Annotated in this window: 8 protein-coding genes and 1 pseudogene; 8 read left to right on the top strand and 1 reads right to left on the bottom strand. The window is 32.8% G+C overall.

Going from position 1 to position 14709, the window contains the following annotated elements:
* The first annotated feature begins 131 nt into the window (after positions 1–131).
* From GQS07_RS02440 to hemL, 4 genes are read left to right on the top strand one after another with little or no spacing between them, the layout of a single operon-like run.
* Complete coding sequence (locus GQS07_RS02440; RefSeq protein ID WP_158209463.1) at positions 132–467, top strand: hypothetical protein; 336 nt, start codon at positions 132–134, stop codon at positions 465–467.
* Positions 460–1338: a 1-aminocyclopropane-1-carboxylate deaminase/D-cysteine desulfhydrase gene (locus GQS07_RS02435; protein WP_158209462.1), complete on the top strand. Its 879-nt coding sequence runs from the start codon at positions 460–462 to the stop codon at positions 1336–1338. The genes GQS07_RS02440 and GQS07_RS02435 overlap by 8 nt, the downstream gene beginning before the upstream one ends.
* A 12-nt stretch (positions 1339–1350) precedes the next feature.
* On the top strand, positions 1351–2226 hold the full coding sequence (locus tag GQS07_RS02430) for a glucosaminidase domain-containing protein (RefSeq protein WP_158209461.1): 876 nt from the start codon (positions 1351–1353) through the stop codon (positions 2224–2226).
* 1 nt (position 2227) lies between these two features.
* Positions 2228–3508 carry a glutamate-1-semialdehyde 2,1-aminomutase gene (hemL, locus tag GQS07_RS02425; RefSeq protein ID WP_158209460.1) on the top strand — a complete coding sequence of 427 codons (1281 nt, stop codon included), beginning with the start codon at positions 2228–2230 and terminating at the stop codon, positions 3506–3508.
* Positions 3509–3739: 231 nt separating this feature from the next.
* Here hemL and GQS07_RS02420 read toward each other — a convergent pair whose 3' ends face one another.
* The gene (locus GQS07_RS02420) at positions 3740–4339 is read right to left on the bottom strand and encodes a ribonuclease HII (RefSeq protein ID WP_158209459.1); all 600 of its coding nucleotides are present in this window, start codon (positions 4337–4339) and stop codon (positions 3740–3742) included.
* A gap of 344 nt (positions 4340–4683) precedes the next feature.
* Between GQS07_RS02420 and GQS07_RS02415 the strand changes: the two genes are divergently transcribed.
* From GQS07_RS02415 to GQS07_RS02400, 4 genes and pseudogenes are all read left to right on the top strand, one after another.
* On the top strand, positions 4684–7731 hold the full coding sequence (locus GQS07_RS02415; RefSeq protein ID WP_158209458.1) for a SusC/RagA family TonB-linked outer membrane protein: 3048 nt from the start codon (positions 4684–4686) through the stop codon (positions 7729–7731).
* A gap of 3 nt (positions 7732–7734) precedes the next feature.
* A complete protein-coding gene (locus tag GQS07_RS02410; RefSeq protein ID WP_158209457.1) occupies positions 7735–9234 on the top strand; it encodes a RagB/SusD family nutrient uptake outer membrane protein in 1500 nt (499 codons plus the stop codon).
* Positions 9235–9825: 591 nt separating this feature from the next.
* A pseudogene (locus GQS07_RS02405) lies at positions 9826–13030 on the top strand (SusC/RagA family TonB-linked outer membrane protein).
* A gap of 21 nt (positions 13031–13051) precedes the next feature.
* Positions 13052–14554: a RagB/SusD family nutrient uptake outer membrane protein gene (locus tag GQS07_RS02400; RefSeq protein WP_158209456.1), complete on the top strand. Its 1503-nt coding sequence runs from the start codon at positions 13052–13054 to the stop codon at positions 14552–14554.
* Positions 14555–14709: the final 155 nt, after the last annotated feature.

Here is a 14709-nt window from a genome sequence, read left to right as displayed (position 1 = left end):
TATTACAGCAAATCATTAAGTATTTTTGTGTACAAATTTACTGATGTGATTTACTTCATATTTGTGATGGTAATATAGTAATAAAGTTAGAAAAAAAAGCAAGGAGAATTCTTAAATCTAAATTAAAGAAGATGGTTGTTGTATGTCGATTTATGGTGCCTAAGAATTATGATGGAATAACGCTTTTTCCATTTATATTTTTGCGTTCTCAAGAGATGAAGCAGGATGCGGTGTTGTTAAATCACGAGAGGATACATTTAAAACAACAAATAGAACTTTTAGTTGTGTTTTTTTACCTTTGGTATATCCTATCTTTTTTTTGGAACTTAATTAATAAAAAAGATGTCAGAGAAGCTTATAAAGCTATTTGTTTTGAAAAAGAAGCATATAGTTTTGAAAGTGATTTTACATATCTGCAAAGCAGAAAATCATTTGCTTTTTTAAATAAAAATAGAAACAATGTTTGATAATGAAAATGTGTATAACCAACATATAGCAATAGAATTGCCATATGATATTGAGTTATATATTAAGAGAGAAGACTTATTGCATAAAGAGGTTTCTGGAAATAAATTTAGAAAGTTAAAATACAATATAGCTAAAGCAAAAGAGTTAGGATATAATAAACTATTGACATTTGGCGGTGCTTATTCAAATCATATTGCTGCTACAGCTGCAGCAGGTAGAATTTGCGGTATTGATACAATAGGGATTATTAGAGGTGAAGAGTTGGCAACGAAGTACAAGGATAATCATACTTTAAGTAAAGCTGTAGATGACGGAATGGAACTCGGTTTCTTATCGCGTTCAGATTACAGATTAAAAAGCGAAGAAGAAGTGATTAATCGTTTACGTATTCAATATGGCGACTTTTATTTAGTGCCTGAGGGAGGTACAAATAGTGAAGCTATAAGAGGCACCGAAGAAATTTTAAAACCAACAGATTGTGATTTTGATTATGTTTGTACTGCCGTAGGAACAGGGGGTACTATAGCAGGAATTATTAATAGTTCACAAGCACATCAAACTGTATTAGGGTTTCCTGCTTTGAAAGGAGATTTCTTATATAACGATATAAAACTGTATACCGATAGAACAAATTGGGACTTAATATTAGACTATCACTTTGGAGGCTATGCTAAATATACAGATGAGTTAATCAATTTTATAAAGCATTTTCAAGAAGAAACAGGAGTCCTTTTAGATCCTATTTATACTGGGAAAATGATGTTTGGAGTGATTCAGAAAATTAAAGAAGGTTACTTTAAAGAAGGAAGTAAAATACTTGCAATTCACACAGGTGGATTACAAGGGTGGAGTAGTAAAATTAAAAATTAGCAACATTTATTTATGTTAAGAAAAATCGGCTTTTTATTTTGTATTGTTTTATTTGTTAACTGTGGAAGCAAAAAGAGCACATTAACAGGGAAAAAAATTAAAGAGAAGGAATTAGTGTCTAAGACACAGTATAGAACACAACTGAAAAAAGTTGAGGTAGAGCGCAAAAAAGAGGAACGTGAGATTTTAGAAGCTACTTCGAGATTGAGTGTAACAACTGATATGATTAGAGATTATATCATTAAATATAAAGATGTAGCTAAATCAAATATGACTGATCATGGTATTCCAGCGAGTATTACTTTAGCTCAAGGGGTTTTAGAATCAGGATCAGGACAAGGAACATTAAGTAGAAATGCAAATAACCACTTTGGAATTAAATGCCACCAAGGTTGGGAAGGTGAGTCAGTACGTCATACAGACGATGCTCCTGACGAATGTTTTAGAAAATATGCTAATCCAGAAGAATCATATCGAGACCATTCGCTTTTTTTAGTTGGTCGTTCACGTTATAATGATTTATTCAGATTAGAGAAAGATGATTATAAAGGTTGGGCGCATGGACTTAAAAAGGCTGGTTACGCTACTGATCCACGTTATGCAGATAAGTTAATTAGTATAATAGAACGTTATTCTTTATATGATTACGATATTGAAGTGGTTGGTAAAAGATCAACTGCTGCTGCTGTAGTTTCAGAATCAACTACTCCAGTAAAAGAAACAAAGAAACCTACGGTTGCGTCTAAGAGAAACCAACACGTAGTACAAAAAGGAGAAACGTTATATTCTATTTCTAAAAAATATAATATGACAGTAGCTCAAGTACAAAAGATAAATAAGTTATCAAGTACATCACTTTCAATCGGACAAATTTTAAAATTAAAATAATATGTTATACCAAAGAAGTAGTAAGCTTTTTGCAGAGGCTGAAAAAGTAATTCCAGGAGGGGTGAATTCACCTGTAAGAGCTTTTAAATCTGTAGGAGGAACTCCAATTTTTGTAAAAGAAGCTAAAGGTGCTTATTTATACGATGAAGATGGTAACAGGTTAATTGATTATATAAATTCTTGGGGACCTATGATTTTAGGTCATGCTTATGCTCCTGTAGTAGAAGCAGTAATAGAAAAAGCTAAATTGGGTACTTCTTTTGGAATGCCAACAGAAATCGAAACAAAGATTGCTGAGTTAGCTGTTTCTATGGTTCCTAATATTGATAAAATTAGATTTGTGAACTCTGGGACAGAGGCTTGTATGAGTGCTGTTCGTTTAGCAAGAGGATATACAGATCGTGAGAAGATTATTAAGTTTAAAGGATGTTATCACGGACACTCTGATTCTTTTTTGATTTCAGCAGGTAGTGGTGCTGTTACTTTTGGTTCTCCGAATAGTCCTGGTGTAACAGCAGGAACGGCTAAAGATACATTATTAGCTAATTATAACGATTTAGCAAATGTAGAGTCAATCTTAAAAGCTAATGAAGGGGAAGTAGCAGCAATCATTGTAGAACCAGTTGCTGGAAATATGGGGTGTGTGCCTCCTCAAAAAGGATTTTTAGAAGGATTAAGAGCATTATGTAATACATATGGAGCTCTTTTGATTTTTGATGAGGTAATGACAGGATTCCGTTTATCTAAAGGAGGAGCTCAGGAGTTATTTGGTGTAAATGCAGATATTGTTACTTTCGGAAAAGTTATTGGAGGAGGACTTCCAGTAGGTGCTTTTGCGGCAAGAAATGAAATTATGGATTACTTAGCACCAGTAGGACCAGTTTATCAAGCAGGTACATTGTCAGGAAACCCATTAGCTATGGCTGCAGGATTAACAATGTTGCAAGAGATAAATAAAGATGCAGAGTTGTTTAATCGTTTAGAAGAAAAAACAGCTTATCTTGAAAAAGGAATGCGAAAAGTACTTACTGATAATAATGTACCATTTACAATCAACAGAGTAGGATCAATGATTTCTGTTTTCTTTGATGAAAAAGAAGTAGTCGATTTTGAAACAGCAGGTTTTGGAAATAATGACACATTTAAAAAGTTCTTCCATGGCTTATTAGCTGAAGGAGTATATATTGCTCCATCATCATACGAAACTTGGTTTATTACTGATGCATTAACGTATGAAGATTTAGATTATACAATTAATGCTGTAAATAAGATTTTTTCATAATCCTTACAGTTATAAAATACAAAAGCTCCTCTTAATTTAAAGAGGAGCTTTTTTTTTGATATTTATTTTATACAAAGAGTAACATATAGTTGACATAGCTTTATGTGTGATTGGGATTAAGCTCGAGATAAGTTCGACATTCGTTCGGGATATCTTCGGAAAAAAGGCTTATTTCCGAAGGTCTGTGGGAAGAATGTCGAAGGAATGTCGAATTTGGTCTTAATAAAGCTTTTATAATTCTAATTTTAATTGTTCAGGTAGAAGTTTAAAAGACATTCTATGGTATTTACAAGGACCATATTTTCTAATAGCGTCTCTGTGTTCTTTTGTAGGATATCCTTTGTTCTTTTTCCAATTGTACATTGGAAATTCTTCGTGTATTTTATCCATATAATCGTCTCTATATGTTTTAGCAAGAATAGAAGCAGCAGCTAAGCTTAGATACTTCATATCTCCTTTAACAATTGTTTCGTGAGGAATATTTGGAATAGCTGTAAACTTATTTCCATCTACAATTAAGAACTCTGGTTGTGGGTCTAAAGCCAATACAGAATCTTGCATTCCCTTAATTGAAGCGTGTAAAATATTTAGATCTTCAATAATCGCTTCAGAAATATGTGTTACCTTATAGGTAAGTGCTTTTTCTTCAATCAGCTCTCTAAGAGAATAGCGAAGTTTAGCTGTGATTTTTTTAGAGTCATTTACAAATTCATTCTCAAAATCCTTTGGTAATATAACAGCAGCAGCTGTAACTGGACCTGCAATACATCCACGGCCAGCTTCATCGGTTCCGGCTTCAAGTATAAGTCCAGAAAAATTCTTTAATAACATATCTGTAATTTGGAAGAGCAAAGATAAAAGTCTTTATGAAATGTTGTGTAAGGGTACTCGAAGCTTTTGTTGTTAAAATTAAAGGTTGTTTTAGTTTTTTTTATCTTAATGTTAAAAATTGCAACATGAGATTTTTTTTGTTTAGATAAAATTAATTTTTTCATTTGATGAATTGTTTGTTTTAGAATGAGAATATTATATAAAGTGTAACAATTTGTCATTATTTGTATTTTAGTTGGTATTTAGTTATGCTTTGAAAAGTGTCTTAAAGTTAATAAACATAAGGGTTTGTTAGTTTTTAGATTACTTTTTTAAGTTTGTGTACTAACTAATTCAATTTAATAATGATATCAAAGTTTAAGTGGACTTTAGCACTAATCCTGGTGCTATTTGTGCAGATTTCTTTTGCACAAACGAAAACACTATCTGGTGTTGTTACTGACGGTGATTTTCCCTTACCAGGAGTTACTGTTGTAATTAAAGGAACACAAGATGGGTTACAAACAGATTTCGATGGAAAATATTCCATTGTTGTAAAACAAGGACAAATTGTAACATTCTCATTTATTGGAATGGCAGATATTGAGTATAAAGTAGGAGCATCTACTACTCATAATGTTGTTATGAAATCAGATGAAGAGATGTTAGAAGAGGTTGTAGTATTGGCTTATGGTCAAACTAAAACTAAAAATGAAGTTACAGGTAACGTTGTTGCTGTTAAGGGAGATGTAGTAGCTCAAACTCCAGTAGCATCTGTTGACCAAGCTTTACAAGGACGTGTAGCAGGACTTCAAATTGCTACTACTTCTGGTTCTCCAGGAGCGCAACAAAATATTAGAATTCGTGGTCGTAACTCTATGTCTGCGACAAACGAACCATTATATGTAATTGATGGAATGCCTATTATCACTGAGAACTTATCAGGAGATTCTAAAGGAACAAGTTTATCTGCATTATCTGGAATCAACAGTGATGATATTGAGTCTATGACTGTATTGAAAGATGCTGCTGCTACTGCTGCTTATGGTGCACGTGGTGGTAATGGTGTAATTTTAATTACTACTAAAAAAGGAAAAAGAGGTGAACCTTCTTATACTTTTAAATCATCTATCGGTATTCAAAATTTTGCTCGTAAGGGGCCTAAATTTTTAAGTGGTGAACAGAAAAAAGAATTATGGTTAGAGGCTAACTATAATGCTTATGGTGAAGAAGATGGATTTACTAAAGATGAAGCTTTAGACTGGTATGTGGGCGAAAATGGTTATGGACCAAATAACGTTTTGTCTAAATGGGTTGCTAATGGATCTCAAAATTACGATTGGAGAGATGCAGTACAGAATAAAAATGCAATTATGTCTTCAATTAGCTTAGGTGTTAATGGAGGAGATGAGAGAGGTTCTTATTACGCAAGTTTAGGACACGATAAATACGAAGGTGTTGTTATCGGTTCTGATTTTAGAAAAGTAACTGGATCATTTACTATGAATCGTAAATTAAACGAAAAACTTGATTTAACGGTTGGTGCAAATGTTTCTAATATTAAACAAAATGGTATTCCAGAAGGAGGGGCATATTTTTCTAACCCTAACTTAACAGGTATGTTTATGAGTCCTTGGACTGCAATTTATAATGCAGATGGAACACCAAATTTAAGTACTTCAGCAGGTTTACATAACTCAATTTACACTATGGCAAATAATGTAAATGAGAATGATGTAACTCGTGTTATTTCAAACAATAGTTTAGGATATAAAATTTTAGATAACTTAAAGTTCGAGTCAAAAATTGGATTGGATTATACGTTAGCTAACTATAAAACATTTAGTAATCCAGTACACGGAGACGGGAAAGCTTATAAAGGTTCTTCAAGTCAAAACGAAAGAAGAATTTTCAACTACGTTTGGCAAAACTCTTTAGATTATAAATTTTATTTAGGAGATTCTCATCGTTTTAATGTAAAAGCGTTAGTAGAATACCAAAAAAATAAGTTGAACGAATTAGAAGGTCGTGGTGAGGTTCTTCCTCCAGGTATGATTAGTTTAGGTACTGCAGCTGCAAACTATACTGCTCATGCTGATTTCTATGATTGGTCACAGTTTAGTTACTTAGGTATGTTAAACTATGATTACCAAAATCGTTATTTATTAGATGTTACTTTCCGTAGAGAAGGTTCTTCAAGATTCTCTGAAGATGACAGATGGGGTAATTTCTATGCAGTAGGTGGGGCTTGGAATATTAGCTCTGAAACATTTATGCAAAATGCTTTTGCTGTAAGTTTATTGCGTTTAAGAGCTTCTTACGGTACAACTGGTAACTCATCTATCAGCCCTAACTTATTTATGCAACAAATTGCTGCAGGTACCTACAATAATGAGTCAGCTTTATTAGCATCTCGTTACGGAGGACCATTAGGTTGGGAGAAACAAGAGAAATTTGACGCAGGTGTTGAATTCGGATTCTTTAATAATAGATTATCAGGAAGTTTAACTTACTATAAAAGTAAGAGTAAAGACTTATTATATGCAGTACCATTATCTCTAACTTCAGGTTATGATTCACAATGGACTAACATTGGAGATTTATCAAACAGTGGTTTTGAGGCTGAATTAAACGTTGATATTTTCAGAGGAGATGATTTTAACTGGTCTGTAGGTGCAAACGTTGGTACTGTTAAGAACAAAGTTACTCGTATGCCTATCGTTAAAGGTGAGCGTTTAGAAGTGTTATCAAGTTTCACTGGAACTGTTGAAGGAAAACCTTACGGAACTTGGTATTTGCCTGAGTATGCTGGTGTAGATCTTCAATCAGGAAATCCTTTGTGGTATACTGCTGATGGAGGTACAACTTCTACTCATTCAGATGCTGAAAAACGTTTCCAAAATACAAGTGCTTTACCTAAAGTAACTGGAGGTTTTAATACTCACGTTGATTTCAAAGGTTTCTATTTAGATGCTTTATTCTCATTTGCAACTGGATATTCAGTTTATGATTCTTGGGCTGAATTTACAAATTCAAATGCTAAGAACTCAATTTATACTTACAACGGTACAACTGAGTTAATGGATAGATGGCAAAAACCTGGTGATATTACAGATGTACCTAAGTTAAGTACATCGAATTCTTCTACATATACAGCACCAAGTACAAGATGGTTGTATAAAGGAGATCATATCAGATTGAGACAAGTAACATTTGGTTACAATTTAAGCAAACAAGCTGTTAAATCTATCGGAGTTGATGCTATTAATATTTCTATGGCAGCAATGAATCCATTTGTATGGGTTAAAGATAATAGATTGAAATGGGATCCAGAGGTTGATTCATCAGGTTACATTGAGTTAGCTACTCCTCCATTAAAATCAGTAGTGTTTACTTTAAACGTTAAATTTTAAGAAATGAAAAGATTATTTAGAATATTATATATTGCTGGTTTTCTTACGCTTGGAGTAACATCTTTTACTTCTTGTTCGTTAGATCCGAAGCAATCGAATTATCAAGATGGTGAGGAGCCAATTAAGACTGCTGATCAATTATTGGCTACTTTGAATGGTGCTTATGCACGTATGACTAATTCTGCTTATTACGGAAGAGATATTATTGCTTTTTCTGAGGCAAGATCACAGTACATGTATTCAACAAATGCTACAGGACGTTTTGGTTCTGTTTCTGGTGCTACTGTACAGCCAACTCATAACTACTCTGTAGATACTTGGAAACAGATTTACAAAACTATTACTAATGCTAACAGAGTACTTGAAGCAAATCAAGTAGTTGTAGCTAAAAATGGTGATGCTGATTTAATTAACTTCTATAAAGGTCAAGCTTATATTTTAAGAGCTTTAGGACATTTTGATTTGGTTAAAGTTTATGGACAACAATATGTTGAAGATAAAGGACTAAATGGAATGGGAGTTCCTTATAAAACTACAACGAGAGATGCTAATGAATCTATTAGTCGTCCTACAGTTAAGGAAAACTTAGAATTAATTTTTGCTGATTTAGAAAAAGGTATCGCTTTATTAGAAGAAAGTACGCCTAAAGTTAGTGGGAATACTTCATCTGTTCGTGCTCGTATTAATTTAGCATCAGCTTATGGTTTTAAATCTCGTATAGCATTATTTGCATCTCAGTTTGATAAAGGTTATTATGATGTAGTAATTACTGCTTCTGAAAAAGCTATTGATAGTTCAAAAAGACAAGTTGCAACACGTGCTGGATTTATCGACGGATATAAAAGTGAAGAGGTTATGACAAACTCATTGTTTGAATTGACTCAAACAGGAAGTGATAACCAATTTACTGCGAGTTTATTCTATGTATATTTCACAGATGGTTCTTTAGGATATGGAGACTTAATTTGTATGCCTGCAAAGGTTGATGCAATTTTCGATGCTAAAGCTGTTGCTGATGGTAAAAAAGTAGAAGATATTCGTAGAACTGTAATGGAAGAAGACGTTACGAGTGATAAAAGTTTACGTAATATGAAAAAGTATACTGCTCGTACATCTAACATTAGAATTATGCGTATTGAAGAGATTATGCTTAATTACGCAGAAGCTGCTTTAGAAGCGTCTAATGGAGATAAAGCAAAGGCATTAGCTTATGTTAATGAAATTGCTGCAAAACGTTATTTGATTGATGATAAACAAGATGATCAAATCTTCAAAACATTAGATTTAAAAACAGTTCGTTCTGAGCGTACTAAGGAGTTGATGTTTGAAGGATTTAACTTTGAAGACATAATGCGTTGGAGAGGAGCTGTATCAAATCCTGCAATTAAAGGTAATGATGATATAGACGGAGATACTATTTCTTTTGGAAATCCATTGTTGGCATTACCGATTCCTCAAAAGGAAATCAATGTAACAGGTATTGATCAAAATAAAGGTTACTAAACTATAGTATAATTTAGAAAACTGTACAATTATTTATCCCCTTGTAGTAGACGTGAGTCTATTACAAGGGGATTTTTTTTGCCCTATATTTTGTAGAAATAGATTCGTTCAAGTACAGTTTTGTAGTATGTTATAAGTAGTTTATGAGTATTATCACTTGTAATGTGTAAAATTGCTTAGCTTGATTAAGAGCCTTTTGGCAATTTTTCTTAAATATTAATCTATCGCTTCAATAATTAGAACAATTTTAAATAATGTGCTTTATGCGATTATGTAAAGTGAATAGTTTCTTTTTTATTCGCTAATTATGCTTTTATGTTTGTGTAATTATGTATAATGAGATTTATTTTCTGTAATTATGATTTTATTTTTAATTTAATTTAAGATTTTAACTATTTTAATTATTAACATATTGAATGGCTTTGTGATGTTGTTATTTGGTAATGTTTTAAAATATTATTTGTTGTTATTGTAGTGTTTCGGTTGTTTTAATTGTGTTATTTATTGTTTTTTAACTTTTTTGTTTTGCTTGTTGTTGATTTATTGGTATAGTTTTTTCTGTTAATCAGTTTTACTAACTAATCAATTTATATGATGAAATCAAGACTTAATTGGTTTTTGACTATCCTATTTGTACTAAGCCTTCAAATGGGATTTGCTCAAAACAAAACACTTACAGGAGTTGTGAGTGAGGATGGATTGCCATTGCCAGGTGTTTCTGTTGTAATTCAGGGTACGCAAGAGGGTACGCAAACAGATTTGGATGGTAAGTATTCTTTAAATGTTAAAGCAGGAGATGTTCTTGTATTTTCATTTATTGGAATGAATGATGTTACGTATAAAGTAGGCGCTACACCTATTCACAACGTGACAATGATGTCTGAAGACAATATGTTGGACGAAGTAATTGTAGTAGGATATGGTACAGCTACAAAGGAATCATTTACAGGTTCTGCTTCACAAGTAGAAGCAAAGCAAATTGAAAAAAAGAATGTTTCTAATGCTGTTGCTGCATTAGCCGGTGAAGCAGCAGGTGTGCGTGTTATTGCCTCAACAGGACAGCCAGGTGCCGAACCTACTGTTCGTATTCGTGGATTTGGTTCTGTGAATGGTAATAGAAGTCCTCTTTATATTGTAGATGGTGTTCCATACTTTGGAAATATTAGCTCTATTAATCCTGCTGATATTGGTTCTATGACTGTATTGAAAGATGCTACTGCAACTGCAATTTATGGTTCTCGTGGAGCTAATGGTGTTGTTATTATTAATACTAAAACAGGTAAAGGAACTTCAGGTTCATTTATTGAAGTTGACATGAAAACAGGTGTTAACTGGAGAGCATTACCGGATTATGATGTGATAACTTCTCCTGAACAGTATATGGAGTATTCTTATGAAGGATTAACAAACTATGGTAAAATCAAAGGGAATTTTACAGATGATCAAGCTAATGTTTGGGCAGGTAATAATTTATTTGGACAACGTTACGGTATAGATCCTCGATATAATATGTGGAATGTAGCAGATGGAGGGGAATTAATCGATCCTGCTACTGGAAAAATACGTGAAGGAGTTACAAGAAAATATAATCCTGAAAACTGGAGAGACTATGCTTTTCAATCTTCAAGACGTATTGAAGCTAATGTTAATATGGGTGGATCTGCAGAAAAGACATCTTATTTTTCTTCTTTAGGGTATTTAAAAGATGAGGGGTATTCAGTAAATTCTGATTATGAAAGATTAACTGCTCGTTTAAATTTACAGCATAAACCAAAAGAATGGTTAGATGCAAAGATGAACATTGGTTATACACACTCACAAAGTAACAATGCAGGGCAGTCAAGTGATTCAGGAAGTGTATTCTGGTTTACCAATAATATTCCTTCTATATATCCTTTATTCTTACGCGATGAAGATGGAAATTTTGTAAAAGACGTTTATGGAGGTAATCAGTATGATTATGGTACAGACGTGGTTTTGGTGCTTTAACTAACGCTGTAGGAGATGCAACTTATGGTAAAGATAGAACCACGCGAGATGAAGTAAGTGCTAATGCTGCTTTTACTGTAAGTATTGCAGATGGATTAACATTTGAAACTAATGTAGGAGGACAATATTATAATAATACAAGAGATCGATTAAATAATAGATATTATGGTTCTGCTGCTACAATGGGAGGATCAATCTTTAAGGTTAAAACAGAACTATTTACTTATAACTGGTTAAAGTTATTACGTTATAAAAAATCTTTTGGTGCACATGGATTTGAAGTTCTTGCTGCTCATGAAAATAGCTATTACGAGTCAAGATATAACGATATAAGTAAAAATAATTTGGCTGATCCAAATAGTACTGAAATTAATAATGGATCAAGTTCAAGCCCTTCTTCAGGTTACAAAAATAGATATGCTATTGAAAGTTATTTCGGGCAATTGAATTACGATTATGCAGGAAAGTATTTCTTATCAGGAACAATTAGACGTGATGGTTCTTCAAGATTTAAAAATGATAAATGGGGAACTTTTGGTTCTGTCGGTTTGTCTTGGGTTGTTTCAAGGGAAGAGTTTATGCTTAATCAAGATTTGATAAGTAATTTGAAATTGAAAACAAGTTATGGTCTAATAGGAGATCAAGGTGTTGGGAGTAATCATCCAGGAGAGAATTTATGGCAAGTTGGTACTTATGGAGGTGATTTAGCAATTTATGAATCTGTTGTTGGGAATCCTGATTTAACTTGGGAAAAATCAAAAATGTTTCAGACAGGTGTTGAAGTTAGTTTGAAAAAATATTTAGATGTATCGGTTGATTATTATTTAAAAGATACTGATGATTTAATTTTTACCCGTAGAGTAGGTCCATCGGCTGGTTATGCATTGATGACAGTAAATGATGGTAAATTGAGAAATCAGGGGGTAGAATTTAATGTAGTTGGACACGTATTACAAACTAAGGATGCTTATTTTGATATTGCGATCAATGGTGAGTATTTAAAAAATAAGTTAATCAATATGCCAATAGACCCTTCTACAGGACAAGAAAAAGTGCTTGATATTGATGGCTTGTATGGACGTTCAGCGGGACATTCAATTGCTGATTTTTATATGAGAGAATGGGCTGGAGTTGACAGTGAGTCTGGAAGAGCACAATGGTATACATATACTTATACTGACGGAAATGGGAAAAACAATATGTTGCTTCATTAACTGATTTCTTAGTAGCTAATCCAGATAAAGAGGGTCAGTTAACTAAAGAAAAAACTTTTAACTATGCTGAAGGTACACAACAGTATGTTGGTAAATCTGCTATTCCAAAAGTGCGTGGTGGGATAAACTTGAGTGGTGGATTAAAAGGATGGGAGTTATCTGTTCAAATGCTTTATAGTTTAGGAGGTTATTCTTATGATAGTGCTTATGCAAGTTTGATGCATAATGATAAAGTAGGTGGAAATAATTGGCATAAAGACATTGATAATAGATGGCAAAAACCTGGAGATATTACTGATGTACCTCGAATTTCAAGTGATGCTGATGCAAGTGTAAATGGTACCTCTACTCGTTTCTTAACTAAATCTGATTTCTTGAGCATTAATAATATTCGTTTAGGTTATACATTACCTAAATTATTTGTAAAACAATTGGGGTTAGCAGACTTAAGTTTTTATGTTTCAGGAGACAACCTATTCTTATTTGCTAAACGTGATGGATTCAACCCTGCTACATCTGAATTTGGACAATCTTCAACATATCAGTATGCTCCTTTAACTACAATCACAGGGGGAGTGAAAGTTAAATTTTAATCACTAATTAATCGAAAAGACATGAAAAAAATAATATTATTAGCTTTAAGCGTAGGACTTATGTTTGGAGCTTGTTCAAAAGATTTCTTAGAATTGTCAGCAACTGATACTATTTCAAAATCAGATATAGATAAAGTTTCTGAGAACTCACCTCACTTAGGAGCGGCTACTTTAAATGGTTTGTACGCTTATAATGTTAGAGCTTTTTCTGGTGGAACAACTGGACACGATGATTTTGGACAAAAAGGTTTTGACATTTATACAGATATGCTTGCTGGAGATGTAAATCTTAATAGTGCAATTTATGGTTGGTATAGCAGAATTGCTAATTTGCAAAATATAACCAACTTTACAAGTAATGAAAATTATAAGCCTTGGAGGTTTTATTATTATATGGTACGAGGTACAAATAATGTAATTGCACCATATGATGGAAAGGAACTTAAAAATACAGAAAAAAAGGTTTTAGCTGAAGCAAAAGCTTTAAGAGCATATATGTATTATAATCTTGCTGTAATGTATACAAAAGGTTATGATGCAAATGAAAAACTACTTCCTATTTATGAAGCTCCTGTATTAGAAAATTTGGCAGCAAAGACTACTCAAGAAGTTTTTGATTTTATGATTAAAGATTTAAATGAATCGATTCAATTGTTTGAGGAGGCTGGTGCAGTTGGAAAAGAAAAGAACGTAAATTACTTGGTTACAAAAGGAATACTTGCCTATGTTTATGCAGCTAAGGGAACAAACGATGCTTTAATTGAAGCTGGGAAATTAACTGATGACATTATTCTAAGTGGTGCTTATCCTCTTGCTTCTAAAAATGGACTATTAGCAGGTTTTAATAAAATGTCAAGTAACCCTAACTGGATGTGGGGAGCTGTTTTGACTTCAGAGAACAATTTGGATTTGGTTTCTTGGTGGGGCCAAATGGATGTTTATACATACAGCTATGCATATGTTGGTGACACAAAAGGTATGTCAACAGAATTGTATAAAGCAATATCAGATAAAGATGTTCGTAAACAACAATTTGTTAGCAATATTGTAACAGATGTAACAGGAGAAGAAATGAAAATTGGAAAAGAGAATACTGTTCCTGCAAATAAATTTTATTCTGCTAAAGGGAAACTTTTTGGAGGACAACGTATCATTGAATCTGATTATGTATTTATGAGAGTTGAAGAAATGTACTTGTTAAATGCTGAAGTAAAAGCAAGACTTGGACAGGAAGCAGCAGCAAAAGAAATATTAAAAGAATTTTTAGCTGTAAGAGTTGCAGATGTAACATTCGTTGATAATTTAAGTGGTAATAACTTAAAAGAACAGATTTTATTACAAACACGTATTGAACTATGGGGTGAAGGGAAAGCTTATGCTGCTATTAAACGAAATAAGGCAGATTTTAACTATGGAAGCAATCACCTTTATTTTGCAAACACTAATTTTAGTTATGATGATTCAAAGATGACTTTTATGGTTCCGCAAAATGAAATATTGAATAATCCTGTTTATAATAATTAGATATTGAATTAATAATAAAGAAGCCACTCAATTGAGTGGCTTCTTTTGTTTTAGAGGGATTGATTTATTTAATATCAATTTTGTAATGTTTTTTATGTTAAAACCCAATGCTTGTAAGGGATTGGTGTGATTCTCGGTATTGTGTAATTTATATA

This window comes from Myroides phaeus (genome assembly GCF_009799805.1).
GTDB lineage: Bacteria > Bacteroidota > Bacteroidia > Flavobacteriales > Flavobacteriaceae > Flavobacterium > Flavobacterium phaeum_A.
The sequence above is the reverse complement of the archived record's forward strand: the minus strand, read 5'-3'. Positions and strand labels throughout refer to the sequence as shown.

What these genes read in the sequence shown, in the direction of transcription:
- GQS07_RS02440 (WP_158209463.1), top strand. Translation starts at nt 132, where the DNA reads ATGGTTGTTGTATGTCGATTTATGGTGCCTAAGAATTATGATGGAATA.
- GQS07_RS02435 (WP_158209462.1), top strand. Translation starts at nt 460, where the DNA reads ATGTTTGATAATGAAAATGTGTATAACCAACATATAGCAATAGAATTG.
- GQS07_RS02430 (WP_158209461.1), top strand. Translation starts at nt 1,351, where the DNA reads ATGTTAAGAAAAATCGGCTTTTTATTTTGTATTGTTTTATTTGTTAAC.
- hemL (WP_158209460.1), top strand. Translation starts at nt 2,228, where the DNA reads ATGTTATACCAAAGAAGTAGTAAGCTTTTTGCAGAGGCTGAAAAAGTA.
- GQS07_RS02420 (WP_158209459.1), bottom strand. Translation starts at nt 4,339, where the DNA reads ATGTTATTAAAGAATTTTTCTGGACTTATACTTGAAGCCGGAACCGAT.
- GQS07_RS02415 (WP_158209458.1), top strand. Translation starts at nt 4,684, where the DNA reads ATGATATCAAAGTTTAAGTGGACTTTAGCACTAATCCTGGTGCTATTT.
- GQS07_RS02410 (WP_158209457.1), top strand. Translation starts at nt 7,735, where the DNA reads ATGAAAAGATTATTTAGAATATTATATATTGCTGGTTTTCTTACGCTT.
- GQS07_RS02400 (WP_158209456.1), top strand. Translation starts at nt 13,052, where the DNA reads ATGAAAAAAATAATATTATTAGCTTTAAGCGTAGGACTTATGTTTGGA.